This is a genomic window from Proteus sp. G3927, from assembly GCF_963894685.1.
Taxonomy (GTDB): Bacteria; Pseudomonadota; Gammaproteobacteria; order Enterobacterales; family Enterobacteriaceae; genus Proteus; species Proteus mirabilis.
Genome location: NZ_CAWQGX010000009.1, coordinates 52232 through 77758 on the forward strand (window position 1 = coordinate 52232; position 25527 = coordinate 77758).

The following is a 25527-nucleotide window of genomic DNA, read 5'->3' on the forward strand; positions in this document are numbered from 1 at the left end:
AGTAGACTTTTATTCTTTTATTTAAATTTTACCTAATGGATATTTTGGTGAATAATTTTACTTTAGTTACAAGGGGTATTTAGTAAAACATATTGTGAGAATAATAAAGACAATATGAAGGGCGTTAAAATAAGTAAAACGCATGTTTACTTTAGTTCTTAAATTTATCGTTAGTTTATAAAAAGCCTATTAAGATAGGAAAATACTGAAGTGAATCCCATCAAGTTGAGCCATTTATTAATTTACATTCTAAATTCACTATTAGTGACCTTGCCTAGTAATTCGTTACTCACAGTTTTAAATAGTTTCGCCAAAGTATTTTGCAGGTAAACTTGAAACTTATCCTGAGCGAGGGTTCTATCAAATACATCTGTTGGTAAGAAACGTTTCATTTCTGCAATGAATGCTTCACTAGATACAATACTAGGAAGTCGTTCGAGAAAGTTTTCCAACATTTTGTTGAAGTGCTCAAGTTTATAATCTGATACCTTATTTTTAACTAAGTCCATATTGAGTGTCGCGCCTTGTTGCTGTAACCAAGCTAAATCCCATATATCTCGGTGGCGGACATACCTTGTAGTGGCTGGCAAAGAAATGATTTTATCCGCCATGATTTCATCCAAACTTTCTGTCAAAATTAGCATATCACTGTATCCATCAGGCAAAAAATCATAGTTTATTTGCAGAGGTTGGGGCTCTCTTGTATAGGCTGGAATGTTTGCCACTTCTACTTTGATTTTTTGTTTTGGTAGATCTTTTCTCTCAGGAGAAGTCACTACTGCTATTTGCCACTTATTAATGCTCAATTCAGAATATTTAGGATCTTGCTTTAGATCTTTTGGTTCTTTTACTGTTACTTCTAGCCCGTATCGTTCGCCAATGTATTTTTCTATACAATGTTTCATATCTGCCAACATTGCTGAGCTAAAATCCTTCCCGCCAGCAAAATCCAGATCTTCGCTGAAACGATTACCACCATAACAAAGACGTAATGAAGTGCCACCTTGAAAAGTCAGTTTGTTTAGAAGTCCACCTTTTTCTAGCGCAAATAAAATATCGTAGTGTAAGAGTTCTTTCTCTATCACGGAACGCATGTGAGATACATTTCCGACCTGCATTGCTTTATTCACCAATAGCGCGAAATTTTCTTGATCAATTTTCATATAGTTCCTCCTTGCTTACTAAATGTGTATTTCGGCCGACTCGTTTTAAGTCTCTGTATGCAGTTTGTTTTGTTGCTAATCTAAGTGGTCTGCCGACTAAAGTGGTATTCTCTATAATGTCGATTGGAGCTCGTTTTGTATGTGTAAATTCAATTGTACCCAAAGGCGTTTTGAATTCACCGGAACGTCCCGTTGTCATAACAGTTAAGCGATCTACTGGAATTTGCGAAATAACACCAAAATCAGAAAGGGCAGACTCCAAGCTAATGTAGTTATATTCCCCACGTCGAATAGTTTTAGCAATTTGCTCCAACGTATCGCTGCCTTTTGACTGCGCTAAATTGTATAAGTACACACCATTAATGATCCTAGTGAGTAAGCCATCGTCTTGCAAACGTTTAATTCCTGCACGCAATGCCCGTTCATTATCTTGATGAAAGATGTTGGCCAGATCTGAATTAGTAAAAACGCAGCGACCGCGCTTGTCATATTCTAAGAGCTTTTTAATTGCCTCAATCTTTTTCACAACACACCTTTAGTTATCAAAAATAACACTTAAACATGTCATAACTGTATACTTAATTTTAGTGTGAATCAAGTAAACAAAAATGACACTAAAAAGGGTCAAATTTGTTTACTTTATTTATGGGGAGGATTAAAAGGATGTTCATCAGCTAAAAAAACAACGATTGCAAACAACGACAACAGAGCATTGGCACAATGCTGAGAATAAATAGATAACCATTGATTGTTTATAAAGCCAAGATAGGCGAAAATAAGCGCCAACTAAGATTAACTTACGGGTGAATGTGCTTTATAGTCACTTTAATAAGTCGTTATAGAAATATCTCAGTGCAGTGCATTCACTTGTTTATCAACTAGAAGATCACTATTGATGTCTAATCCTATTTTTCAGCAAGAAGTTGCTCGCCGTAGAACTTTTGCCATTATTTCCCACCCCGATGCGGGTAAAACAACCATCACTGAAAAAGTGTTGTTATTCGGACAAGCTATCCAACGTGCAGGAACAGTAAAAGGGCGTGGCTCAAATCAGCATGCTAAATCAGACTGGATGGAAATGGAAAAACAACGTGGTATCTCCATTACCACTTCTGTTATGCAGTTTCCTTACGCTGATTGTCTAGTTAACTTACTTGATACCCCAGGGCACGAAGACTTCTCTGAAGATACTTATCGTACTTTAACTGCCGTTGACTGTTGTTTAATGGTCATTGACTCTTCAAAAGGGGTCGAAGATCGTACCCGTAAATTAATGGAAGTGACTCGATTACGTGATACGCCAATTTTGACCTTTATGAATAAATTGGATCGTGATATTCGTGATCCGATGGAATTAATGGACGAAGTTGAAACTGAGCTAAAAATTGCCTGTAGTCCTGTTACTTGGCCGATTGGCTGTGGAAAACTGTTTAAAGGGGTTTACCATATCTTAAGAGATGAAACCTATCTTTATCAAACAGGCCAAGGTCATACTATCCAAAACTCACGAGTAATCAAAGGGTTGGATAATCCTGAGTTAGATGAAGCGATTGGTGATGATTTAGCCGTTCAATTACGTGATGAGCTAGAGTTGGTGTTAGGTGCATCACATGAGTTTGATCATGAAGCTTTCTTAGCGGGTGAATTGACTCCGGTTTTCTTTGGTACCGCATTAGGTAACTTTGGTGTTAATCACATGCTTGATGGTTTGGTGAAGTGGGCGCCAGCGCCAATGCCTCGTCAAACTGATATGCGAGAAGTGACAGCGGCTGAAGAGACATTCACGGGTTTTGTCTTTAAAATTCAAGCTAATATGGATCCCAAACACCGCGACCGTGTTGCTTTTTTACGGGTGGTGTCAGGCATGTATGATAAAGGGATGAAACTGCACCAAGTACGCACGAAAAAAGATGTGGTGATTTCAGATGCATTGACCTTTATGGCAGGGGATCGTTCTCATGTTGAGCATGCTTATCCTGGTGATATTATTGGCCTGCATAATCACGGTACCATTCAAATTGGTGATACTTTTACTCAAGGTGAAATGTTAAAATTCACCGGTATTCCTAACTTCGCTCCGGAATTATTCCGCCGTATTCGTCTGCGTGATCCGCTAAAACAAAAACAATTGTTAAAAGGTCTGGTGCAATTATCTGAAGAAGGTGCGGTACAGGTGTTTAGACCCCTAGCTAATAATGATTTAATTGTTGGCGCAGTTGGGGTGCTACAGTTTGATGTCGTGGTTGCACGCTTAAAAGGTGAGTATAACGTTGAAGCCATTTATGAATCAGTGAATGTATCGACGGCTCGTTGGGTTGAATGTAGTAACGAAAAGAAACTCGAAGAATTTAAGCGTAAAAATGAGCAACATCTGGCATTAGATGGTGGTGATAACTTAACTTATATTGCACCAACGATGGTTAACTTAAATTTAACCCGTGAACGCTATCCTGATATTGAGTTCCATCAAACGCGTGAACACTAATTTTCTGTTATAAATCATATAAAAAGCCATATTTTTTATGGCTTTTTTCACAATGATGTATTGTAAAATCAACTCCAGTATCTGTTTAGGTTTACTCAATAATCTTATCTATACTATTTATATTCCGTCGATATTCTAATAAAAACTACCCTTTAATCAGCTATTACTCTTTCTATTCTCTGCTATCCTAATAATGATATTTTTATACTCATTGTATAAATAAAATAAAAACTTTTTACATATAAAAGGCTATTTTTCAGATTAAAATTACAAAAAGTTATCTTTATTTACTATTTATTACTTTATTTGCTACTCATAACTTAGTAGTGTAACTGAAGTACTTGTTAATAATTTGATAAAAAATACACACATTTCCTGTCATGATTAATTTATGAGCAGGGGGAAGCAATGAATCAACAAAAAATAAAATTAGTATTAGCGCTAGTCACGGGTATGACAGTGACAATGATAAGTACAGCAACTATTGCGGAGACATCGTGGTATAACGAAATTGATAAAACTACCAGTAATGTTAACAATGAATTAAGTGATACGGCAATATCGAAAAAAATCGAAGAAACACTATTACCTAACCCCTCCATTGACAGTGGATCACTTTCAATTCGTACTGAATTTGGTCATGTTACAGTTGCCGGCTTTGTTAAAAATGCAGAGCAGGAAAAACAAATCATTCAGATCATTGAAAAAATTGATGGTGTAAAAAGCGTTGAATCATCAGTGAATATTCAAGGCTAACTTAATAGCGACTTAATTTATTTTAATTAGTGATTAAAAAGAATGACCTTGAAAACAGGTGCGAGTATCCTTATAAGGTTGTATTAAGGAGACTCTATGGGGAAGTATATACCGGTTACATTAAATAATATTACTGCACTTGAATTTCAATCATCCTTACCACAAGGCAAAGTTGCATTAGTTTGCGAAGGCGGTGGACAGCGAGGCATCTTTACTGCCGGTGTTCTTGATGAATTTATGCGCTCTCAATTTGATCCTTTTGATCTACTCCTAGGGGTATCCGCGGGGGCGCAAAACTTATCTGCTTTTGCTTGTGGACAAAGGGGGTACGCCCGCAGAGTCATTAACCGTTATACCACCAATAACCAATTCTTTAATCCGATTCGTTTTGTTCGTGGGGGAAATTTACTCGATCTTGATTGGTATATAGAAACCACTTCGAAAGAAATGCCTTTAAATATGCCTAAAGCATTACGTCGTTTCGATAGTGGTCGCGAGTTTTATATGGTGGCAAGTCGCTCCGACAATTTTAAGGCAAATTATTTTCAACCAGAAAAAAGCACATGGCTTGATATTGTGAAAGCCTCCAGTGCGATCCCCGCGTTTTATCGCAATGGTGTTTTATTTCAAGATGTTGTTTACCATGATGGCGGTATTAGTGATGCGATCCCGGTAAAAGAGGCTTATCGTCGTGGTTGTCGTACAATTGTCGTTATACGAACCGTACCGTCTGAATATCAATATACCACCGAGTGGGTGGATAAAATGGGAAAATGGTTTGAGAATGGCCGTTTTCAACGCTTTCTCAATATGGCTCAAGTCCATATTGAAACTTATACTGACACACTAAGATTTATCCAATCTCCACCTGAAGATGCCGTTATCATTGAAATATATCCACCAACAACACTACAATCTAGTGCATTAGGAAGCCGTTTAAGTGCATTAAATCATGATTATCATGTTGGTAGACGCTGTGGGCGCTATTTTCTAGCCACTATTGGTCAACACTTCTCTAAGAAAAAATTTCAGCAACACGATAAAAAAATATTTAGCCTATTTGAAAATGAAGCAAAAGCAGATAAAGCGGAAGATGCCGAAATCATTCAAAAAGGAACTCGGAGTGTGCACCCTGAAGTAAGGAGTGTTCAAGAATGAGTCGATTTATTGATACGCATTGTCATTTTGATTTTCCCGTCTTTTATCACGACCTTGAGAATAGCCTTGCTTTAGCACAACAGGCTCAGGTAAAAAAAATTATTATTCCTGCGGTTGCTCAGTGGAATTGGGACGCGGTAACGGAATTGTCTCGTTATAACAATGCACTATATTGTGCACTAGGTTTGCATCCTTTATATATTGAAGCGCATACAGAGCAGCACTTGATTGAACTTAAAACACGCCTAAAAACGACGCCACGTTGTGTTGCAATGGGGGAGATGGGTTTGGATAACTATATGACAAATCCACATCCGGAAAAACAGCAACAATTTTTAATAGCACAACTTAAATTGGCGATAGAATTTGATTTACCAGTGATCCTTCATTCACGTAAAACTCATGATAACCTAAGTGCTATTTTGCGCCGTTATTCAGTTCCTCGTAAAGGTGTGATCCATGGTTTTTCCGGCAGTCTGCAACAAGCAGAACGTTTTGTTCAACAAGGCTATTTCATTGGGGTAGGGGGCACTATCACTTATCCACGTGCACAAAAAACACGTCGTGCAATTGCCTCTCTACCCTTAGAGCGCTTGTTATTAGAAACGGATGCGCCTGATATGCCTGTAAGTGGTTTTCAAGGCGAGCCTAACCGCCCTGAGCGAATTCTCGCTGTTTTTTCTTCTCTTTGTGAATTGCGTCAAGAGTCAGCAGAGGTTATTGCAAACCAACTTTACCTAAATAGTCTACAATTATTTCAGTTAACAGATGATGCCTAGTTTTAAGTAAATTAGTAATTATTCTGCCATTCGTATTACCGTTTTTTATTAAACTGCTAACCACTTTTCCAAATGAACTTTATCCATTAAGTGCGTTTTTTGCTTTTTAGTGTGATTTAGATCTCATTTGTGACTTTTATGTTACTTTTTTAAGATGCTAATTGTGATGGATATAGAGGGTTCTTTTCTGGGACTAGGTATAATTATCTGGCAAAAAAAGAGTCAATAAACTTAGTAACAAGCTTATTGATAATCCATTAAATTTTTATATGAACAGGGATCCTTCAATGCACCTCATTATGAGCTTGGTCGGAATGGCCACATTGATATTGATAGCCATTCTTTTCTCCAGCAACCGACGTGCAATAAAATTACGCACGGTCGGTGGCGCATTCCTTATTCAAATTGGTTTAGGCGCATTTGTACTTTATTCAGAAAGTGGCCGTAAAGTGTTATTGGCTATTTCTGATGCCGTTAAAAATGTCATCGATTATGGTGAAAACGGCATGAGCTTCCTTTTTGCTGGCTTAGTTTCCGACAAAATGTTTGAGCTATTTGGCAGCGGTGGCTTTGTTTTTGCTTTGCGTGTTTTACCTGTTATTGTGTTCTTCTCTTCATTGATAGCAGTACTTTATTACTTAGGTATCATGCAATTTGTCATTAAGATTTTAGGTGGCGGATTACAAAAAGTATTAGGCACTTCTCGTACTGAATCAATGTCTGCAACAGCCAATATCTTCGTTGGACAAACAGAAGCACCACTGGTGGTTCGCCCCTATATTGCTAGAATGACAACCTCAGAACTTTTTGCGGTGATGTGTGGTGGATTAGCATCAGTGGCAGGTTCGGTATTGGCAGGTTATGCAAGTATGGGTGTGCCATTGGAGTATTTGATCACCGCTTCATTTATGGCGGCACCAGGTGGTTTACTCTTCGCAAAACTCTTGGTTCCTGAAACAGAAACACCTGATGATCAAAAAGATGCTTTTGATAACTTAAGTGATGAAGAAAAACCCGCTAATATTATTGATGCTGCGGCATCAGGAGCTTCTTCAGGATTACAACTTGCGTTAAACGTAGGTGCAATGCTACTCGCTTTTGTCGCATTAATTGCCTTAATTAATGGTATTCTTGGCGGAATTGGTGGCTGGTTCGGTTATGAAGACTTCTCGCTAGAATTAATCTTAGGCTGGGTATTTGCACCAATCGCCTTCTTAATTGGTGTGCCTTGGAGTGAGGCAACCATTGCTGGCTCTTTTATTGGTCAAAAACTGGTGATCAACGAATTCTATGCTTACTCGGAGTTTAGTAAATATCTGCAAGATGAATCACAATTAGCAGCAGCGGGTTTAATGGCCTTGTCTGAACAAACAAAAGTGATTATCTCTTTTGCGCTGTGTGGATTTGCTAACCTTTCCTCTGTTGCGGTATTACTGGGTGGTTTAGGGGGAATGGCACCAAACCGTCGTAAAGATGTCGCACGCTTAGGTATGAAAGCCGTTTTAGCGGGTACACTCTCTAACTTAATGAGTGCAACCATCGCCGGCTTCTTTTTTGCATTAACCGCAATGGCTGTGGTTGCTGCTTAAATAAGAAAGTATTTACAGAGCAGATAGGTAATTGCTTATCTGCTCTTTTTGTTTGTTTTCTGTTGTAATGTTAACTACCTTTATATATATGTGAGTTACTTCGCAACTTGTAGAGAAGTTAGCCAATTAATGAGTCATTTCATTAAAAGTAAAAGTTTTTACGTTATAAAGACGACTTACTGACTTTATTCGAGTAACATTAAACCAGAAAATAAAATTTTTGTGATTCTAATCACAAATTAATGTCTTTAGTTGCAAGTTTCATTTTATTATTGTGACAGAAAGCACATCTAATTGTTCTCTAGCGTGTTCAAATAAGATGTGCTGAAACTTCATGGAATGGCGAAAGCTCAATGACGGGTCGCCGAAGTGAGCATAGCGCGGTGAGAGGGAGCTCAGCTGTCGTTGTAGCACTTGTTACAACCACATCTTCAAGGAACCAAGTCCGCTCGCCAACAAAATTAATCGCTAACCTTAAAGCGTATGCCCATAGAGGGCTTGAGAAACATCGTTGGAGAGTTTTATGACAGATTTAACCGCTGCAGCGCGCCTTGCGCTGTCTTTGATGGATTTAACCACCTTAAATGATGACGACACTGATGAAAAAGTGACAAAACTATGTCATCAGGCGAAAAGCCCAGAAGGTAATACAGCCGCAATCTGTATCTACCCACGCTTTATTCCACTGGCTCGTAAAGTATTACGTGAACAGGGAACACCAGAAATTCGTATTGCAACCGTAACTAACTTCCCTCATGGTAATGATGATTTAGATATCGCATTAGCTGAAACTAATGCAGCATTAGCTTATGGTGCTGATGAGGTTGATGTTGTTTTTCCTTACCGCGCATTAATGGCAGGTAATGAACAAATCGGTTTTGATATCGTTAAAGCATGTAAAGACGCTTGCGCTAAAGCGGGTGCTTTACTGAAAGTTATTATTGAAACGGGTGAGTTGAAAGATGCTGCGCTCATTCGTAAAGCATCTGAAATCTCAATTAAAGCAGGTGCTGATTTTATCAAAACATCCACAGGTAAAGTGCCTGTTAATGCAACACTGGAAAGCGCTGAATTAATGCTTCAAGTGATCCACGATATGGGTGTTGGCAAAGAAGTTGGTTTTAAACCAGCGGGTGGGGTACGTACAGCTGAAGAAGCTGCGCAATACCTTGCATTAGCAAACCGTATTATGGGCGATAACTGGGTTGATGCTCGCCACTTCCGTTTTGGTGCATCAAGTCTGTTAGGTAATTTATTAGCCACACTCGGTCATGGCGAACAAAAATCGTCTAGTGGTTATTAATTCATTTATGAAGTATGCCTACCCTACAATGGGTGGGCGTTATCAATGCTATAATACCAGGAGGTTGCAGTGTTTCTTGCCCAAGAAATTATTCGTAAAAAGCGTGATGGTCATCCTTTAACTGAAGAAGAGATCCGTTTTTTCATTAATGGCGTCAGAGATAATACTGTTTCTGAAGGTCAAATTGCAGCACTTGCAATGACAATTTATTTTCATGATATGACCATGCCTGAACGTGTGGCTTTGACATTAGCCATGCGTGATTCCGGTACTGTACTAAACTGGAAGAGTCTAAACTTAAATGGTCCTATTGTTGATAAACACTCAACAGGCGGTGTTGGCGATGTTACATCACTGATGTTAGGGCCAATGGTCGCTGCTTGTGGTGGTTATGTTCCGATGATTTCTGGTCGTGGATTAGGTCATACTGGTGGAACTCTTGATAAGCTTGAGGCTATTCCCGGCTTTGATATTTTCCCTGATGATGAAAAATTCCGCGATATTATTCGTCATGTTGGTGTAGCAATTATTGGGCAAACCAATTCATTAGCACCTGCTGATAAACGCTTTTACGCTACACGTGATATTACTGCTACCGTTGATTCAATCCCGCTTATCACTGCATCTATTTTAGGTAAAAAATTAGCTGAAGGTTTGGATGCATTAGTGATGGACGTTAAAGTTGGCTCAGGTGCCTTTATGCCAACATATCAGAAATCGGAAGAGCTAGCAGAATCAATTGTACAAGTAGCAAATGGCGCAGGATGCCAAACTACAGCACTACTGACTGATATGAATGAAGTATTAGCATCAAGTGCAGGTAATGCAGTGGAAGTCCGTGAAGCAGTACAATTCTTAACGGGTGAATACCGTAATCCACGCTTATTTGAAGTTACGATGGCACTGTGTGTAGAAATGTTAGTGTCAGGTCGTTTAGCTGACTCACGTCAACAAGCTCGCCAAAAACTGCAAGATGTGCTGGATAACGGTAAAGCAGCGGAAGTCTTTGCTCGTATGGTTGCAGCCCAAAATGGTCCTACAGATTTTGTTGAAAACTACAATAAATACCTGCCAACGGCGGTATTAAGTAAGCCTGTATTTGCTGAGAAAGCCGGTTTTGTCACAGAAATGGATACCCGTGCTTTAGGTATGTCAGTTGTGACTTTAGGCGGTGGTCGCCGTAAAGCAACTGATGCTATTGATTACAGTGTTGGATTAAGTGAAATCGCGGCACTAGGAACAGAAATCAATACAGATACACCACTCGCGATGATCCATGCCAATAGTGAAAAATCATGGCAAGAAGCTGCGGCAGAAGTCCGTAAAGCGATGGTAATTGGTGAGACAAAACGTGAAACGTCACCAATGGTGTATCGCCAAGTCAGCGAATAAGAACTCAATGATGATTTATAAGTGACATATCCGTGGTCTACGGAAAATGACACAGGAGAGAGAATTATGAAACGTGTACATATCATGGTATTAGATTCCTTTGGTATCGGTGCTGCTGGTGATGCGGAGAAATTCGGTGACCAAGGCGCAGACACTTTAGGACATATCGCACAAGCATTTGCAGAAGGTAAAGCGGATAAAGATGGTCGTAAAGGTCCTCTTCACCTACCTAATCTTTGTCGTTTAGGTTTAGGTAAAGCGGCTGAAGAATCAACAGGTAAATTCCCTGTTGGTTTAGACAAAGATGCGGAAATTATTGGTGCTTATGGCTACGCGAGTGAGATCTCTTCTGGTAAAGATACACCGTCAGGCCACTGGGAAATCGCGGGTGTCCCTGTATTATTTGATTGGGGATACTTTAAAGATTTGAAAAACTCTTTCCCTCAAGAGTTGCTAGACAACATTGTTAAACGTGCCAATTTGCCGGGTTATTTAGGTAACTGTCACGCTTCTGGTACGGTTATTCTGGATGAACTGGGTGAAGAGCATATGAAAACTGGGAAACCTATTTTCTATACTTCTGCTGACTCCGTTTTCCAAATTGCTTGTCATGAAGAGACCTTCGGTTTAGATAAATTATATGAGCTATGTGAAATTGCTCGTGATGAACTAAACAAAGGTGATTACAACATCGGTCGTGTCATTGCTCGTCCATTTATTGGCGACAAACCAGGTAATTTCTCACGTACAGGTAATCGTCATGATTTAGCTGTTGAGCCACCAGCACCAACTATGTTGAAAAAACTGGTTGATGAAAAACAAGGCCACGTTGTCTCTATCGGTAAAATTGCTGATATCTATGCAAATGTAGGTATTACTAAGAAAGTGAAAGCAACAGGTATTGATGCTCTGTTCGATGCAACGATTGAAGAGATGAAATTAGCAGGTGATAACACTATCGTTTTCACTAACTTTGTTGATTTCGATTCATCTTATGGTCACCGTCGTGATGTTGTCGGTTATGGTGAAGCACTCGAATTATTCGACCGTCGCTTACCTGAGCTGATGGAATTAGTGAAAGAAGATGATATTTTGATCTTAACCGCAGACCATGGTTGTGACCCAACTTGGCAAGGTTCAGATCACACCCGTGAACACATTCCGGTTCTGGTTTATGGGCCAAAAGTTAAACCAGGTTCATTAGGTCACCGTGAAACTTTTGCTGATATCGGACAAACTGTTGTGAAATACTTCGGTTTATCACCAGTAGAATACGGTAAAGCAATGTTTTAATTTTACTTCGGTAGGCATAGCAATATGTCTACCGAATTATATTTGAATAGTGAAAGATCAATATTAAAAGGAAGAATTATGGCTACCCCTCATATTAACGCAGAAATGGGCGATTTTGCTGATGTCGTTTTAATGCCGGGCGACCCGCTTCGTGCTAAATACATTGCTGAAACTTTTTTACAAGACGTACGTCAAGTAAATAATGTTCGTGGCATGTTAGGTTTTACTGGTACGTATAAAGGCCGTAAAATTTCTGTAATGGGCCACGGTATGGGTATTCCTTCCTGCTCAATTTATGCTAAAGAGCTAATTACTGATTTTGGTGTAAAAGTGATTATTCGCGTGGGTTCATGTGGTGCGGTATTACCAGATGTTGAATTACGTGATGTTGTGATCGGTATGGGAGCATGTACAGATTCTAAAGTTAACCGCTTACGCTTTAAAGACCAAGATTTTGCGGCTATTGCTGATTTTGAATTAGTACAAAATGCTGTATCTGCTGCGAAAGCAAAAGATATTAAAGTTCGTGTGGGTAATATTTTCTCAGCGGATCTTTTCTACTCGCCTGATCCAGAAATGTTTGATGTGATGGAAAAATACGGCATCTTAGGTGTTGAAATGGAAGCAGCAGGTATTTATGGTGTAGCTGCGGAATATGGTGCACGTGCCCTGACAATTTGTACTGTTTCTGATCACATTAAGAAAGGTACACAAACAACCTCAGAAGAGCGCCAAACTACCTTTAATGAAATGATTGAAATTGCATTAGAATCTGTTCTGTTATTAGAAGACTAATTGATACATTTCGTTGCTTAAATTGAATTGAAACCCAATGTTGCATTGGGTTTTTTTATGTCTATTTTTCTTTTTATTCATTTGATTTTTAACTTTATTTAATATAATTAGGATTTTTACTAAGTATATTTATATAGAAAATAATCGGTGATTAACTTCACATCATTGAAACTGTTTTTACATGAGTGGTTAGCATTTTTGTAACATAAAGTGCAAATATAATAACGACTACAAGGATCCTCATGTGCTAACGATTATCGGATTACTCATTATTATTTCTATTGTGACATTACTAATGATGGGGAAAACAAGCCCAATTATTGCAATGTCGGTCATACCATTAATTGGTGCGCTTGTCGCAGGTTATTCATTTACTGAAATATCTACTTTTTTTGAATTAGGTATTAAAAAGGTGAGTAGTGTCGCAACGATGTTTTTATTTGCGATACTTTTTTTTAGCATAATGAAAGATCTGCATATTTTTAACCCTCTGATCCGTATGATGATCAGTATCACCCGTGGCAATGTCATTATAGTGTGTATTGTCACAGCGTTAGTCGCGGCTGTTGTACATTTAGATGGTTCGGGTGCGGCGACATTCTTAATTATTATTCCTGCTTTTTTACCGCTATATCGCCGTTTAGGTATGAGCCCTTATCTTATGTTGCTAATTATGTGCACTAGTATGGGGGTGATGAATATGGTACCTTGGGGAGGGCCTTTAGGTAGAGCCTCGGCTGTAACCGGTATTTCGGCTGCGGAATTGTGGCAAAAGATCATCCCAGTACAGATAATTGGTATTTTTGGCTCGATGCTCTTTGCCGCGGTTATGGGGGTGCGAGAAACCAAACGTATTGCTAAAGCAAAACTAAAAGGGACTACGCCTTATGAGCAAGATTCTTTATTAAGACAATTTGATGAAGATCAGCCAGAAACAGGAACAGAAAAACCACAAAAATTTTTGATCAACCTTCTGTTAATTATCGGCTCAATTACGTGTTTAGCCTTAGGATTATTTTCGGCGCCTTATATTTTTATGGTTGCATTATCAGCCGCCCTAGTGATCAACTATCCTAAGCCGAAAGATCAAATAGCGATAATTAATCATCATGCTCCTCAAGCACTCTCTATGGTAGCAATTATTTTAGCGGCAGGTGCTTTTTTAGGCATCATGTCTAATGGGAAGATGCTGGAAGCTATTGCCCTTGATTTAGCAGCAGTATTACCTTCTCATTGGGTCGATAATTTGCATATTGTTGTAGGTATATTAGGTGTTCCCATGGATATCTTTACCAGCACTGATGCTTATTATTTTGCGCTATTGCCTATTGTGCAGGAGGTCACTGCTAGTGGTGGTGTCCATGTTGCTGATGTTGTGTATGCTATGGCCATAGGTAATAATGCCGGAACCTTTGTAAGTCCATTCTCACCAGCCGCTTGGCTTGCTATGGGGCTTGCAGGCACTGATATGGGTAAACATTTACGTTACTCATTCGGTTGGATTTGGCTATTTAGCTTCTTTACCCTAGGTGTTGGCACATTATTGGGACTGTTTTAATTTTTGTACATTAAGGTCGAATTCTAATTAATAAAGCGGGAAGAAATACTGTTCCCGCTTTATGTATTAATCCCCATCTCAATTTGATTTTCCTACTCAATCTTCTATCAGCTATTTCAGCTGTATCATCATTATTATCAGTTTATTGGTAAAGTTCGTTATCATCGCTTACCAATACTATTTGCCCTAACAGTTTAATATATTAAGTTTTTAACTTATGCTAATTTTTTAATTATTTTTAGTATAAATAACTAATGTTATTGACTTGATTGTTTTTATTAAGCCTCTTTAGCATCATTAACTATTATTTTAATATTTAATGTCACGTAAAAGTTAAGTAAAAAATAAATTATCTATTAATAAAGCATAATGTAGTTTTTTATTCTTATTTTGAGTATTGTAGTTACATTAAATTCAATTTTAATTGCATTAATTTCATTAAAAATAGATTAATTAATTTAATTAAATATCTATTCTAATAATTTCAATAAGTTATTTGGTTTTAATATTTTTTCATTATATATCAAATTATTACAGTTAATTCCGGCGATAATGCTAATAGTGAGACTATTTTTATTGTGATGTCAGTCACATAAAAGCAAGGGTAGGAGTGCAATGACTGTCAATATAGCTTGCCATTTATCCCTATCTTATTGATATATTTTAAATAAAATAAATTATTAGTTAACTATTTAAATAACAACTGTTATATATAGATCACTAACTATTTTAATAAGAAAATGTATAGTATTGCTATTCAGTTTATTTAAGCTATTGTCGGTTTTTATTTGGAGAATATAGTGAAAAGTCAAGATTTGTTGGGTTTATCTTCTGCTAACATTCTAAATGCTGAATTTGAGAAGAAGTACCGTGATGTTATTGCTCACTTTTTCAGCCGTGATCCGCAGTATTGGCCGATATTTCAGGATAAAACCATTCAGTCTATTACACAGTTTAGAAAGACCATGACGAATGATAAGGATCAATTACAGCGTTATGAGAATGGGCAGGCGTTATTTGACCGTTTAATGGCTGATGGGCAGATCCAGCAACATATTAATTACCCAGAGAATGATCCTAACGAGTTACTCATGTTAGTGTCGACGTTATGCAAAAACTGGGAAAATCCATTAGCGGTTGAAAATGTCATTGCGATGCCAAGCGATCCGGGTGTTTATGGCTCAATATTAGGATTAATGGGCAATCCTAATATGGTTTATTGTGAATACTCAGGTGTTGCTGACGTTTTAGAAAAAGTCACCATTAAAAAAGTAGCTAAATTAGTAGGGTACGATCCCGAAGTTGCCTCTGGGGTTTTCACCCAGGGTGGCACCATGTGTAACTTATATGGTTATCTATTTGGTTTACGTAAATCAATGCCTAATTCTAAACATTTAGGCATGGCAGCCGATCAGGATTATCGTATTATTAACTCTCAAGGGGGTCATTATTCTAATATGACCAACTTGGCGCTATTAGGGGTTGATGTTAATAACAAGACTATCCGCATTAAGGTGTCCGAAGATAATACGATTAATTTAGAACACTTAGAGCGTGAATTAAGAGCTTGTTTTACTGTTAAGTGTAAAGTACCAACTATTATGCTGACGACAGGGACGACGGACACCTTTGGCGTTGATGATGTTAAAGGAGTTTGCGAATTAAGAGATCGTCTGTGTGAAGAATTTGAAATCGCGGTTAAACCACATATTCACGTCGATGCAGCAGTAGGTTGGCCAATTATTTTCTTCTTAGATTATGATTTTAATAGCAACCCTCTGGCTATCAACGATATTACTTTAGAAGGTTTACGCCAAAATGTGGCGAAATTTAAACATCTAAAATATGCTGATTCAATTACTATCGATTTCCATAAGTGGGGATATGTACCTTATACCTCAAGTTTAGTGTTAGTGAAAAATGGCAATGACTTTGTTGCCCTTGAAAATGATCCGGAAAACTTCACTTACTTTGAACATGAATTAGAAGGTCAAACCCATTTACAATCAACTATTGAATGTACACGTAGTGGGGTTGGTATTTTTGGTGCTTATTCTGCGATGCATTATATGGGGATTGAAGGCTATCAAACCATCATTGCCCATTGCCTACAAAACGCGAACTATATGCGCCATCAATTACTTGCTATGGGGAATGCCAAAGTCATAGTGCCTCAAAACCAAGGCCCAAGCGTTGGGTTTAAATTATATGATCCAAACTTAGTCTCTGATCCTAATGTTGCCTTTGATCTAGAATCAACCTGTGCGACAGATAAAGAAGCCTATGACTTTATGGTACATAATGCACAATGGCATAGAAAATTATTCTTACAACGGGGTAAAAAGGGATTATTTACCAACTGGGTTGATTCTATTGCTTGCTCTAAGTATGCAAAAAATAATCGCTATGTTTATATTCCGGGAGAAAAAGCTGTCTTTATGAACCCGAATACGGAACGTTCCCATATTGATAATTTCTTAAAGATAATTACTGAAATGAGCCATAGTTTAAGTGCTAAGAAAGTCAGCAAAATTTAACTCGTGAGTTGATTGAATAAAATAAACTGTACCTTGATTGAGTAAGCTTACATAAGGTACAGTTTTTTGTATAAGAAGTGTGCTCATTATCTGAGTTGGCTATCTTTACTACCACGGCGATTATAGCCACTAAAGGTATTATATTTTTTATCTATCGCCTCTTGGCAGTTAATACAATAGCGAACCCCTCGAATCGCTTTTTGCCGAGCTAATGGAATTGCTTCACCACACTCATCACAAAACTCAGCACTTTCTCCCTGAGTCATTTGGTTACGCGCTCTTGCAATGGCATCATCAATAGTGGCATCAATTTGTTCTTGAACAGCACTATCATTTGCCCATCCACTTGCCATCATATTCTCCTATTAATACAGTGAATATAGGAATTAATATTGGGATGCTGTCGAAAAAAACAACAGCTAGGAGCACTATTTTTTAATAGATAATGATGGTTAGGTGCATTAAAAAGAAAAATAGCCACGTTCCATGTGGCTAAAATAATTGGCTATACTGTTTTTCTTGTTATTGGCCTCTTCAGGTTGCCTCTCTCATAAGCTATTTGATAACAGACAATTAAGTTAAAGCTGTTGTAACTTGTTTTACCGGAACCAGATGACAACAGTCACTTTCACCGGTTTTTTCAAAGGTCGATAAACGGGTGATTAAGAGTGAGTGAATATCTGTTAATAATCCCTCTGTTTGCAGTTTTTGCATGATGTTTTCATCACCATCATTATTATTTTGACGTTGATAAGTGACAGGCGTTACACCACGTAATACAGTCAACTGACCAGCAAGTGCGGGGTTATCTGTTAATGCATAGATATTGTTATTTGGCATAAAGCGCGATAGAAGCGTGACTGATTGACCATTGTCAGTTAAAGCAGCAACGCTCAGATGTTTATCATTATGAAAAGCTGCTGTGGTCGCCGCTAAAGCAATCCAACGGCCTGTTTGTGAATAGTAAGAAGGGGATTGCCATGGGTTTTCGGCATTGGCGGCAAAAGAGCGCTCTGCACCTTCTGCAACACGAGCCATTGCACGAACGGCTTCTTCAGGATATTTACCTGCAGCTGTTTCTGCAGAAAGCATCACCGCATCTGTGCCATCACCTACTGCATTAGCGATATCCATCACCTCCGCACGGGTAGGCATGGGATTTTCAATCATGGATTCCATCATTTGGGTGGCTGTAATAACCGGGCAGCCTAGAGCACGACAACGAGCAATTAACTGTTTTTGTGCACCAGGAAGACAGGCATCGCCAATTTCAACCGCCAAGTCCCCTCGCGCTACCATAATGACATCCGATGCTTGAATAATGTCATCCATATTGGCTTGACATGAAACGACTTCTGCACGCTCTACTTTGGCAACAATTTTTGCCTGACTGCCAGCAGCAACAATTAAACGACGGGCATATTCAATATCTGCACCATTACGAGGGAAAGAAACGGCTATATAATCTGCTTGAATAGCGGCTGCTGTGTGTATGTCTTGCTTATCTTTGTCCGTTAAGGCTGGTGCGGATAAACCGCCGCCGAGTAAATTAATTCCCTTACGGTTAGATAATTTTCCACCGACAGTGACCACTGTCTCAATATTATTATTATTTACTGCACGGACTTTTAATTGGATATTACCGTCGTCAAGTAACAGAATATTCCCTGGTGTGACTTCTTGTACAAGTTGTGGGTAATCTAACCCCACTTGTTGTTCATCGCCTTGTGTGCTGTCTAAATCTGCATTGAGGATAAAACTATCCCCTTGTGTTAATTGAATAGCATTATTTTTAAAACTCGCTATACGGATCTTAGGGCCTTGCAGATCAGCTAAAATGCCGATAAATACACGATGTTTTTTTGCGACCTGACGGATAGTTGCGGCTGTGGACTGATGCTGTTCGCGAGTACCATGTGAAAAATTTAAACGAAATACATTAGCGCCAGCTAAAATCAGTTTTTCAATCATCTGTTCTGAGCAACTAGCAGGGCCAAGAGTCGCAACAATTTTTGTCTTACGCATAGTGACATTCTCTTTTTTAAAGAGGGATACTGAAAAGTATCCCTTGATAACAACTTAATTTATTAATCCATGGTGACTTTTTTCGCATTCCAGACCAGCGTAGCTAAGATCATGGACACGATGGCAGAACCAATCCAGAAATACTGTACCGTTGTGAAATCATAGTGAGTGATATCACCGACTTGCGTGACTTTGATCAGCGAGGCAGAAACAAGCTCTTGAGCGGATGCGGCAATATAAGCAAAAAGTCCGATAAAGCCTTTTACTGCACCTACTGCGTTTTTTGGCATCAGGTCGCAAGCCGTTAAGCCCGCCAAGAACACCACCAGTCCGCCCATAGCAAAACCAATCATACTTAATGCAATGGCATCCATAACACGGCTTTGTGGTCCCCAGAACATGAGGGCGAAACCGGCAATATTGGCGATACCATAAATAAGTGTTGGGATATGACGATTGGCATTAAATAGTTTGTCAGATGCCATACCGGCTAAGATGGCGCCAAAGAAGCCCGCAATAGGGTAAGTTGACATAGCAAAGCCAGCATCAATCAGTGAATAGCCTTTTGAGCCTTGCAGATAAAGCACCGCCCATGAACTGATTGCGTAGCGTGAGATATACATAGCAGCGCAAGCTGCAGCGATGATCCATACGGTAGGTTGTTTTAGGACAAATAATTGAGCACGGCGAGTTTCTTTTGGATCACTTGATTTAACGGCTTCTGACTCTTCACCATATGCACTGGCAGGATCAGGTAGACCATAAGTACGAGGACGATCTTTTAAGATCATCAGTAAGATGATACCTGCTGCAATACCCGCAATACCTGCACCGATAAAACCGGCACGCCAGCCAAAGAAACTCACTATGGTCGCAGTTAATATCCAAGTGATTGCTTCACCGATATTACGTGAGCCACCCCAGATAGAATAGACTGTACCGCGCTGTTTCGGAGAAAACCATTGGAAAATAGACACACAAGAAGGGGCAGATCCTACCGATTGGAACCAACCATTAATTCCCCACAATAAGATGAAGAATAGGCTCGCAGTCGACATTCCCATAAAGATACAAACAAAAGAGGACGCAATCAGCGAGATGGACATAAAGCGGCCAATATTGGCATAATCCGACAAGAAGCCATTGGAAAACTTACCAAAGGCATAGGTAAAGAAGAACGCCGACCCCATTAAACCCAGTTCTGCAGTGGTCACAATACCGGCATCTAGCATCGGCTTTTTAACGACACCAAGTGCCATACGTACCACATAGAACATGGCATAACCTAGTACTAGCCCAAGAAAAACCTGCCACTGATATTTTTTATATATTGAGCGGATCTTTTCATTGGACGCTTCGATTAGCGGCAGATCCTTTCTGGTTTTAAAGAAACTTAACATAGAGATGACTCCGAATATTATTCATGCCTGAAGCTGATTTTGTTTTTCAGGGCAGATGCTATTCATTTAGGCCATCAGAGGGCAAAAGCGCTAATTTGAGTCAGAGCTGACACATTCTGCTGAATCGGTGAGTCAAATTTGTAACATTGCTATTAGGTGTTGGACTAAAAATGAGTGAATATATCGTCGTATCATCATCGAAAATGGGTCATTAAGGACTCATTCACTGAAAATAATAAATATTGCTAAATATCAGAAATTTGATGCTCAACACATTTTTAGGTTTATTCAACACAAAATCAGGGGTATGTCATGAGAATAAAAATAATCTTTAGCCTCATACTATTATTTAGTTGGCTGTTTATCACTCCAGCAAAAAGTGATGAGCAGCCATTGGTTATACTGACGACACTTTCAGATACACCTATGCGACCACTTACCGAAGCTTTTAGTGCTCGTTATCCTGAAACTAAGGTACAAGTGGTTTATCGGCGTGTTGCGATCGCTACACGGATGATGAAGCAGTATCCTACGCAACCTGTTGATATAGTGATGTCCTCTTCGGCTAATTTTTTTCATCATTTAGATAGAGAAGGACTACTCGCGCGCTTACCGATTAACTATGAAACACCAAAATGGCTAACTCGTCATAGTGATATCTTAAATGACAAAATAACCACGGTGGGTTATTCAGGTATTGGGATCATGAGTAACAGACAATACTTGCAAAAGTTAGGTATTCCGGCACCTAAAAGTTGGATTGATTTAAGTGATCCGATTTACCAAGGGCACTTAACTATGACGACACCAGCCAACTCTGGCACGATGCAACTGATGGTTGAAAATGTGCTGCAAGAGTATGGTTGGGAGCGCGGATGGCAAATTTTACTAGAAACCAGTGGTAACCTTTCTTCGATATCGGCACGTAGTTCACGAGTGAGTGACGCTATTGCCAGAGGTATTGTGGGGGCGGGGCCTATTATTGATAATTACGCTTTTAACCACCAAAAACGCTTTGATTTTGTTGATTTTAGTTATTTTGATAAATCAATTATTTTACCTGCTTATGTCGCTATTGTGGCTGAAAGCAGTAAAAGAGATACTGCGGCCAAATTTATCGCCTTTCTTTTATCGGATGAAGGACAAGAGATTATCTATAAAAGTGACATGGCGAAGATCCCCCTCAGCAAAGAAATTTTACGTAATAATGATGAGCTTGCTAATAATACTGAGTTTATTTTAAACAGTAATGAAGCTTATCGCCGTAGCGAAGTGGTCAATGTTCTTTTTGATCAAATGATCACCCATAATTTTCCATTAATGCGCCAAGTTTGGAATGAGATCCACGAGGCAGAAAAACAACAAAATCGATCACCAGAACGGATCGCAGCAACCAATCAAGCCCGAAAAATAGCCAGTTCAGTACTAATTAGCGAAAAAGAAGCTAATTCACCGACATTACAAGCCTTATTTATGAAAGAAGCCGATCAGCGGGAATATTCAGATCAAGCGTTAGCCGTATTGTACCAATGGCGTACATTAGAAGCGGAAAAACTTGAACAAGCATTAGTTTTATTGAAAGAAACTAAATCTCCCTAACCGCCTTGTGGTTCAGATATACAGTTGAAAATACTGTTTTTTTGAAAGGTATGATGGATGCAGATATTAATGCCTAAGCAATCGGGCAAACTCGGTAGACGCCTTTATTTGGCGTTTATCTTTAGTTCGTTACTCACTTTATTGATTGGTGGGGTGATATTTTTTATGTGGGGAAAATTAGCCACTCAAATCAATGCGTCTGTTGGTGACTCCTTACCTATGTTAACCACCAGCTATAATATGGAGCGTTACAGCACTAATTTACAGATGCTATTAAAAGAGCGTGAGCAAACACAACGTAAATCAGTTTCAGAACAACAAAAACAGCAGATTTATCAACTATTAGATAATCTGCGCGAGTTTCCGATTGAGCAACAATCACAACGCACTTTTTATAATCAATTAGTGGATGACTTATCAAACTTAATTGAGCAGCAAGATATTTTATTAGATAAACGTCGTGAACTCGAAAATAGGTTAGCACAGCTTTTAGGTCAATTGGCTTGGATGCATGATGCGGTAGGTGAAGATATTAAGCCTCTACTTAATGAAATTGAGTGGCATGTCAGCCAAATGCTTAATGAAAAAAATGTACAGGAAAATAGCTTACAACTGCTTTTAGAATCAACGTTACTTCAAGAGTTATTCACTACAGAAAATGAATTAATTAGCTTAGTGGAAGAAATTGCACATCAACGCTATAGCCGTGATATTGATGTCGCATTTCACTATATAAGTGTCAAAATTGATGAAATTATCGCTTTAAATCAAAAATTAAAAAGCTATCCTTCTACCATTGCTCATCGCCAAGTATTGCAAGAAATTATTGCGATCACTCGTTTTGACGGTGATATCTATCAAACATTGATTGATGATGTCGAAACCGAAAAAAAACTTAAAGCACTTACCCCTAAATTAAATGAAAAATTATCTCAGTTTGATAATGCAGTAAGAAGTAATGTGCTTGCCACCAGTGAAGCATTGAATAAGCTCAATGATAATACGCGACAACTGATGGCAACGGGAAAAATTGTCATTATCTTAATTGTCGTTGCTTCACTATTGCTCAGCATTATTGTCATGAAAATCTTAATAGATAGGCGACTGATTGCTAGATTAAATAAGTTGAGTGATGATCTCGCCCATGTTGCTAAAGGTCATTTAACAGAGCCTGTATTAATTGAAGGGCAAGATGAAATTGGATTATTAAGTCGCCGTTTGCGACGCTTTTGGCGTCAAATGAAAGAAGTTGAAGCCACGAATGCCCTGAATCTGATTAATAATACCGATGCCAGTTTAATTACTTGTCATCATGATGGACGTATGGAAACCGTCAATCCCAGTGCTGCTACTTTATTAGGTATTGGTCATGAACAGAGCAATAAACCATTATGGTTATTATTTAGTGGTGAAGCCAATACGACATTAAGAGCGCAGTTTAGTCCCACAAGTCCGCTTTATTTGTTTGGGCAAAGTGAGTCTATTGTGAGCATGGTAAAACAAGGAAAGCCTCATTTTCTGCAATTTAATATTCGCGAATATCCTCATAAAGACGAGCATAAATATATTGTGACGATCACGGATATTACTCGCCAAGAATTAAGTCGATTAGAATTAAAACATCTTGTGGCATTAAAAACCCAAGATTTACAAGAAAAGAACCAACAATTAAATGAAGAAATTGTGCGTCGTGAACAAGCACAAAAACACTTAATTCAGACACAAGAAGAGTTAGTGCAAGCGGCCAAAATGGCTGTAGTAGGACAAGCAATGACCAGTCTTGCACATGAATTAAATCAACCGCTTTCAGCCATTAATACCTACTTATATAGCGTTAAATTAACACTACAGATGGAGAAATATGACCAACTTCCTGATCCCATTGAGCGTATTGAAAAATTATGTGCTCGTATGAATAGGATCATTACGGCATTACGTAATTTTTCTAAAAAATCCTCATCTGAAGTCAGTTATGTTTCAGCGCCGTTACAGGGGCTGGTGGAAAGTGCCATGGTATTAGTGGAATCGCGCTCTAAACGAGAGCAGTGCACCATTATCAATAATATCCCCAGTGAACTGAATATTTGTGCCGATCCAACACAAATAGAGCAGGTCTTAGTTAACCTGTTTGTTAATGCAATGGATGCGGTCGCAGGAATGGGCGAAAGTCAGATCAGCGTCGACCTATTATCGGATGAAGCTAAATATCAACGAGTGGCCATTACCGATAGTGGCAAAGGATTTAATGCTGATGTTTTACCAAAATTATTCACCCCTTTTACCACCACCAAAGATGTTGGACTAGGGTTAGGGCTATCGATTTGCCGTTCTATTATGCAACGGTTTGGTTATGAAATTTACTTAGCATCGGCATTAAATGGCGGTGCAATGGTTGTTTTGGAGTTTACTCATGACACAGTCACTGCTGTCTGATATTGATGTACTATTAATTGATGATGATGAGGATATTCTCGAATCTTATCGTCATTTGCTTAATCTTGCCGGAATGGTTGCCAGGGTGACTGATTCGCCAGAAAAAGCATTGAGTCTGCTGACACCAGAATATGAAGGTGCGGTAGTGTTAGATATTTACATGCCTGCGATGAATGGCATGGAAGTCTTAGCGCGTATTCAACAAATTGATCCTCGTATTCCGGTGATTATGATCACCGGCCACGGTGATATACCCCTTGCTGTAGAGGCCGTTAAAAAAGGCGCTTATGATTTTATTGAAAAGCCCATTAATCCACCGCTATTTTTAGAGTTAGTTGCTAAAGCGCATAAAGAGCGAAAATCACTTCTTTCACTTAGAAAAACGATGATCACCACCACTCAAGAGCGTTTAGTTGGCGATAGTGCACAAATTACCGCCATTAGACAGCAAGTACAGCAAATTGCTGATATTGATAAAGACTTAATGATTGAAGGTGAGATGGGGACAGGGCGACATCTACTCGCTCAGTTATTACATGAATTAAGTCCTCACAGCGATAAAGCGGTGACTACGGTAGATTGTCAAAATTTAGTAGATATTAAGCCACTGATTGCTCAAATAGAGCAAGAGGAAGTCGGCACACTTATTTTACGCTCCCCTTATGATTTACCTTCTGGTGCACAACGTTGGTTAAGTGCTTACCTATTAGATATGGAAAGGCAGGGTAAGCGTCAATTTAGAACGATCGCGATTTTAGAAAATAATACCCAGCAATTGGTCACTGAAGGGCGATTGATACCTGAGTTCTATTACTACTTTTCGCAAATAACTTTTTCTTTGCCACCATTAAGCGCAAGACGCCCAGATATTATTCCTCTATTTAGAGCCTTTTTACGGCAAAGTGCTCAGCGGCTTGGGATCGCCGTACCAAAAATTGATCGTAATTATCTCGATATATTAAAACGTTATGATTGGCCTGGAAACATTCGTGAGCTACGGAATGTCGCTGAACTCTATGCTGTTGGTATTGTGAAAATGGTTGATAGTGAGCAACATCGTGCCATTATCCCCCCTGAAGGGCCTTTAGATAACTTAGTTGATGATTATGAGCGTCGCTTAATTGAAGATGCACTCTATTTATTTGCTGGCCGTGTGAGCGATGTGGCTGATTATTTAGGTATCCCACGTAAAAAACTCTATTTACGCATGAAAAAGCATGAACTGGATAAAGAGAGTTATAAACCTAAGGTTTGATAGTTAT

At 38.8% G+C, this 25527-nt stretch carries 19 protein-coding genes; 14 read left to right on the plus strand and 5 right to left on the minus strand.

Annotated elements, in window-relative coordinates:
- Nucleotides 1–242: 242 nt before the first annotated feature.
- Both AACV00_RS02365 and abiEi read right to left on the minus strand, forming a co-directional pair.
- Nucleotides 243–1163 (minus strand): nucleotidyl transferase AbiEii/AbiGii toxin family protein, encoded by a 921-nt coding sequence (locus AACV00_RS02365; protein ID WP_161680206.1) that lies wholly within the window; start codon nt 1161–1163, stop codon nt 243–245.
- A complete protein-coding gene (gene abiEi / locus AACV00_RS02370) occupies nt 1153–1689 on the minus strand; it encodes a type IV toxin-antitoxin system AbiEi family antitoxin (protein WP_004249304.1) in 537 nt (178 codons plus the stop codon). Before abiEi ends, AACV00_RS02365 begins: the two co-directional genes overlap by 11 nt.
- Nucleotides 1690–2058: 369 nt before the next feature.
- Here abiEi and prfC point away from each other — a divergent pair, with 369 nt between their 5' ends.
- The 11 genes from prfC to AACV00_RS02425 all read left to right on the plus strand — a co-directional run bounded on the left by prfC (nt 2059) and on the right by AACV00_RS02425 (nt 16808).
- Nucleotides 2059–3648, plus strand: a complete 1590-nt coding sequence (prfC, locus tag AACV00_RS02375) for a peptide chain release factor 3 (protein WP_004245645.1) — start codon at nt 2059–2061, stop codon at nt 3646–3648.
- A gap of 408 nt (nt 3649–4056) precedes the next feature.
- A complete protein-coding gene (locus tag AACV00_RS02380; protein ID WP_004245644.1) occupies nt 4057–4404 on the plus strand; it encodes a BON domain-containing protein in 348 nt (115 codons plus the stop codon).
- A gap of 96 nt (nt 4405–4500) precedes the next feature.
- On the plus strand, nt 4501–5562 hold the full coding sequence (locus AACV00_RS02385; protein ID WP_004245643.1) for a patatin-like phospholipase family protein: 1062 nt from the start codon (nt 4501–4503) through the stop codon (nt 5560–5562).
- Complete coding sequence (locus AACV00_RS02390; RefSeq protein ID WP_004249416.1) at nt 5559–6341, plus strand: metal-dependent hydrolase; 783 nt, start codon at nt 5559–5561, stop codon at nt 6339–6341. The genes AACV00_RS02385 and AACV00_RS02390 overlap by 4 nt, the downstream gene beginning before the upstream one ends.
- 287 nt (nt 6342–6628) lie before the next feature.
- Nucleotides 6629–7930: a NupC/NupG family nucleoside CNT transporter gene (locus tag AACV00_RS02395; protein WP_004250187.1), complete on the plus strand. Its 1302-nt coding sequence runs from the start codon at nt 6629–6631 to the stop codon at nt 7928–7930.
- A gap of 523 nt (nt 7931–8453) precedes the next feature.
- On the plus strand, nt 8454–9233 hold the full coding sequence (gene deoC / locus AACV00_RS02400) for a deoxyribose-phosphate aldolase (protein WP_004249420.1): 780 nt from the start codon (nt 8454–8456) through the stop codon (nt 9231–9233).
- 69 nt (nt 9234–9302) lie between these two features.
- The gene (deoA, locus tag AACV00_RS02405; RefSeq protein WP_004245639.1) at nt 9303–10625 is read left to right on the plus strand and encodes a thymidine phosphorylase; all 1323 of its coding nucleotides are present in this window, start codon (nt 9303–9305) and stop codon (nt 10623–10625) included.
- Nucleotides 10626–10691: 66 nt separating this feature from the next.
- Nucleotides 10692–11918, plus strand: coding sequence for a phosphopentomutase (gene deoB, locus AACV00_RS02410; protein ID WP_004245637.1), 1227 nt, complete (start codon nt 10692–10694; stop codon nt 11916–11918).
- A 78-nt stretch (nt 11919–11996) separates the two neighbouring features.
- A complete protein-coding gene (deoD, locus tag AACV00_RS02415) occupies nt 11997–12713 on the plus strand; it encodes a purine-nucleoside phosphorylase (RefSeq protein WP_004249423.1) in 717 nt (238 codons plus the stop codon).
- Nucleotides 12714–12957: 244 nt separating this feature from the next.
- On the plus strand, nt 12958–14271 hold the full coding sequence (locus AACV00_RS02420) for a CitMHS family transporter (protein ID WP_020946230.1): 1314 nt from the start codon (nt 12958–12960) through the stop codon (nt 14269–14271).
- Between the two features lie 800 nt (nt 14272–15071).
- On the plus strand, nt 15072–16808 hold the full coding sequence (locus AACV00_RS02425; protein WP_004245634.1) for a pyridoxal phosphate-dependent decarboxylase family protein: 1737 nt from the start codon (nt 15072–15074) through the stop codon (nt 16806–16808).
- An 86-nt stretch (nt 16809–16894) separates the two neighbouring features.
- On the opposite strand, the gene AACV00_RS02430 is transcribed toward AACV00_RS02425, so the two are convergent.
- The 3 genes from AACV00_RS02430 to AACV00_RS02440 form a co-directional block, all read right to left on the minus strand.
- Nucleotides 16895–17161 carry a DksA/TraR family C4-type zinc finger protein gene (locus AACV00_RS02430; RefSeq protein WP_004249427.1) on the minus strand — a complete coding sequence of 89 codons (267 nt, stop codon included), beginning with the start codon at nt 17159–17161 and terminating at the stop codon, nt 16895–16897.
- Between the two features lie 220 nt (nt 17162–17381).
- On the minus strand, nt 17382–18833 hold the full coding sequence (gene pyk, locus AACV00_RS02435) for a pyruvate kinase (protein ID WP_004245632.1): 1452 nt from the start codon (nt 18831–18833) through the stop codon (nt 17382–17384).
- A gap of 62 nt (nt 18834–18895) precedes the next feature.
- On the minus strand, nt 18896–20233 hold the full coding sequence (locus AACV00_RS02440) for an MFS transporter (protein WP_004245631.1): 1338 nt from the start codon (nt 20231–20233) through the stop codon (nt 18896–18898).
- A 312-nt stretch (nt 20234–20545) separates the two neighbouring features.
- On the opposite strand from AACV00_RS02440, the gene AACV00_RS02445 reads away from it, so the two are divergent.
- The 3 genes from AACV00_RS02445 to AACV00_RS02455 are packed head-to-tail and all read left to right on the plus strand — an operon-like array spanning nt 20546 to nt 25520.
- A complete protein-coding gene (locus tag AACV00_RS02445) occupies nt 20546–21832 on the plus strand; it encodes an ABC transporter substrate-binding protein (RefSeq protein ID WP_004245630.1) in 1287 nt (428 codons plus the stop codon).
- A gap of 57 nt (nt 21833–21889) precedes the next feature.
- A complete protein-coding gene (locus AACV00_RS02450) occupies nt 21890–24265 on the plus strand; it encodes an ATP-binding protein (RefSeq protein ID WP_004249428.1) in 2376 nt (791 codons plus the stop codon).
- Nucleotides 24243–25520 (plus strand): sigma-54-dependent transcriptional regulator, encoded by a 1278-nt coding sequence (locus AACV00_RS02455; protein ID WP_004245628.1) that lies wholly within the window; start codon nt 24243–24245, stop codon nt 25518–25520. Before AACV00_RS02450 ends, AACV00_RS02455 begins: the two co-directional genes overlap by 23 nt.
- Nucleotides 25521–25527 lie beyond the last annotated feature (7 nt).

What these genes read in the sequence shown, in the direction of transcription:
- AACV00_RS02365 (WP_161680206.1), bottom strand. Translation starts at nt 1,163, where the DNA reads ATGAAAATTGATCAAGAAAATTTCGCGCTATTGGTGAATAAAGCAATG.
- prfC (WP_004245645.1), top strand. Translation starts at nt 2,059, where the DNA reads ATGTCTAATCCTATTTTTCAGCAAGAAGTTGCTCGCCGTAGAACTTTT.
- AACV00_RS02380 (WP_004245644.1), top strand. Translation starts at nt 4,057, where the DNA reads ATGAATCAACAAAAAATAAAATTAGTATTAGCGCTAGTCACGGGTATG.
- AACV00_RS02385 (WP_004245643.1), top strand. Translation starts at nt 4,501, where the DNA reads ATGGGGAAGTATATACCGGTTACATTAAATAATATTACTGCACTTGAA.
- AACV00_RS02390 (WP_004249416.1), top strand. Translation starts at nt 5,559, where the DNA reads ATGAGTCGATTTATTGATACGCATTGTCATTTTGATTTTCCCGTCTTT.
- AACV00_RS02395 (WP_004250187.1), top strand. Translation starts at nt 6,629, where the DNA reads ATGCACCTCATTATGAGCTTGGTCGGAATGGCCACATTGATATTGATA.
- deoC (WP_004249420.1), top strand. Translation starts at nt 8,454, where the DNA reads ATGACAGATTTAACCGCTGCAGCGCGCCTTGCGCTGTCTTTGATGGAT.
- deoB (WP_004245637.1), top strand. Translation starts at nt 10,692, where the DNA reads ATGAAACGTGTACATATCATGGTATTAGATTCCTTTGGTATCGGTGCT.
- deoD (WP_004249423.1), top strand. Translation starts at nt 11,997, where the DNA reads ATGGCTACCCCTCATATTAACGCAGAAATGGGCGATTTTGCTGATGTC.
- AACV00_RS02430 (WP_004249427.1), bottom strand. Translation starts at nt 17,161, where the DNA reads ATGGCAAGTGGATGGGCAAATGATAGTGCTGTTCAAGAACAAATTGAT.
- pyk (WP_004245632.1), bottom strand. Translation starts at nt 18,833, where the DNA reads ATGCGTAAGACAAAAATTGTTGCGACTCTTGGCCCTGCTAGTTGCTCA.
- AACV00_RS02440 (WP_004245631.1), bottom strand. Translation starts at nt 20,233, where the DNA reads ATGTTAAGTTTCTTTAAAACCAGAAAGGATCTGCCGCTAATCGAAGCG.
- AACV00_RS02445 (WP_004245630.1), top strand. Translation starts at nt 20,546, where the DNA reads ATGAGAATAAAAATAATCTTTAGCCTCATACTATTATTTAGTTGGCTG.
- AACV00_RS02450 (WP_004249428.1), top strand. Translation starts at nt 21,890, where the DNA reads ATGCAGATATTAATGCCTAAGCAATCGGGCAAACTCGGTAGACGCCTT.
- AACV00_RS02455 (WP_004245628.1), top strand. Translation starts at nt 24,243, where the DNA reads ATGACACAGTCACTGCTGTCTGATATTGATGTACTATTAATTGATGAT.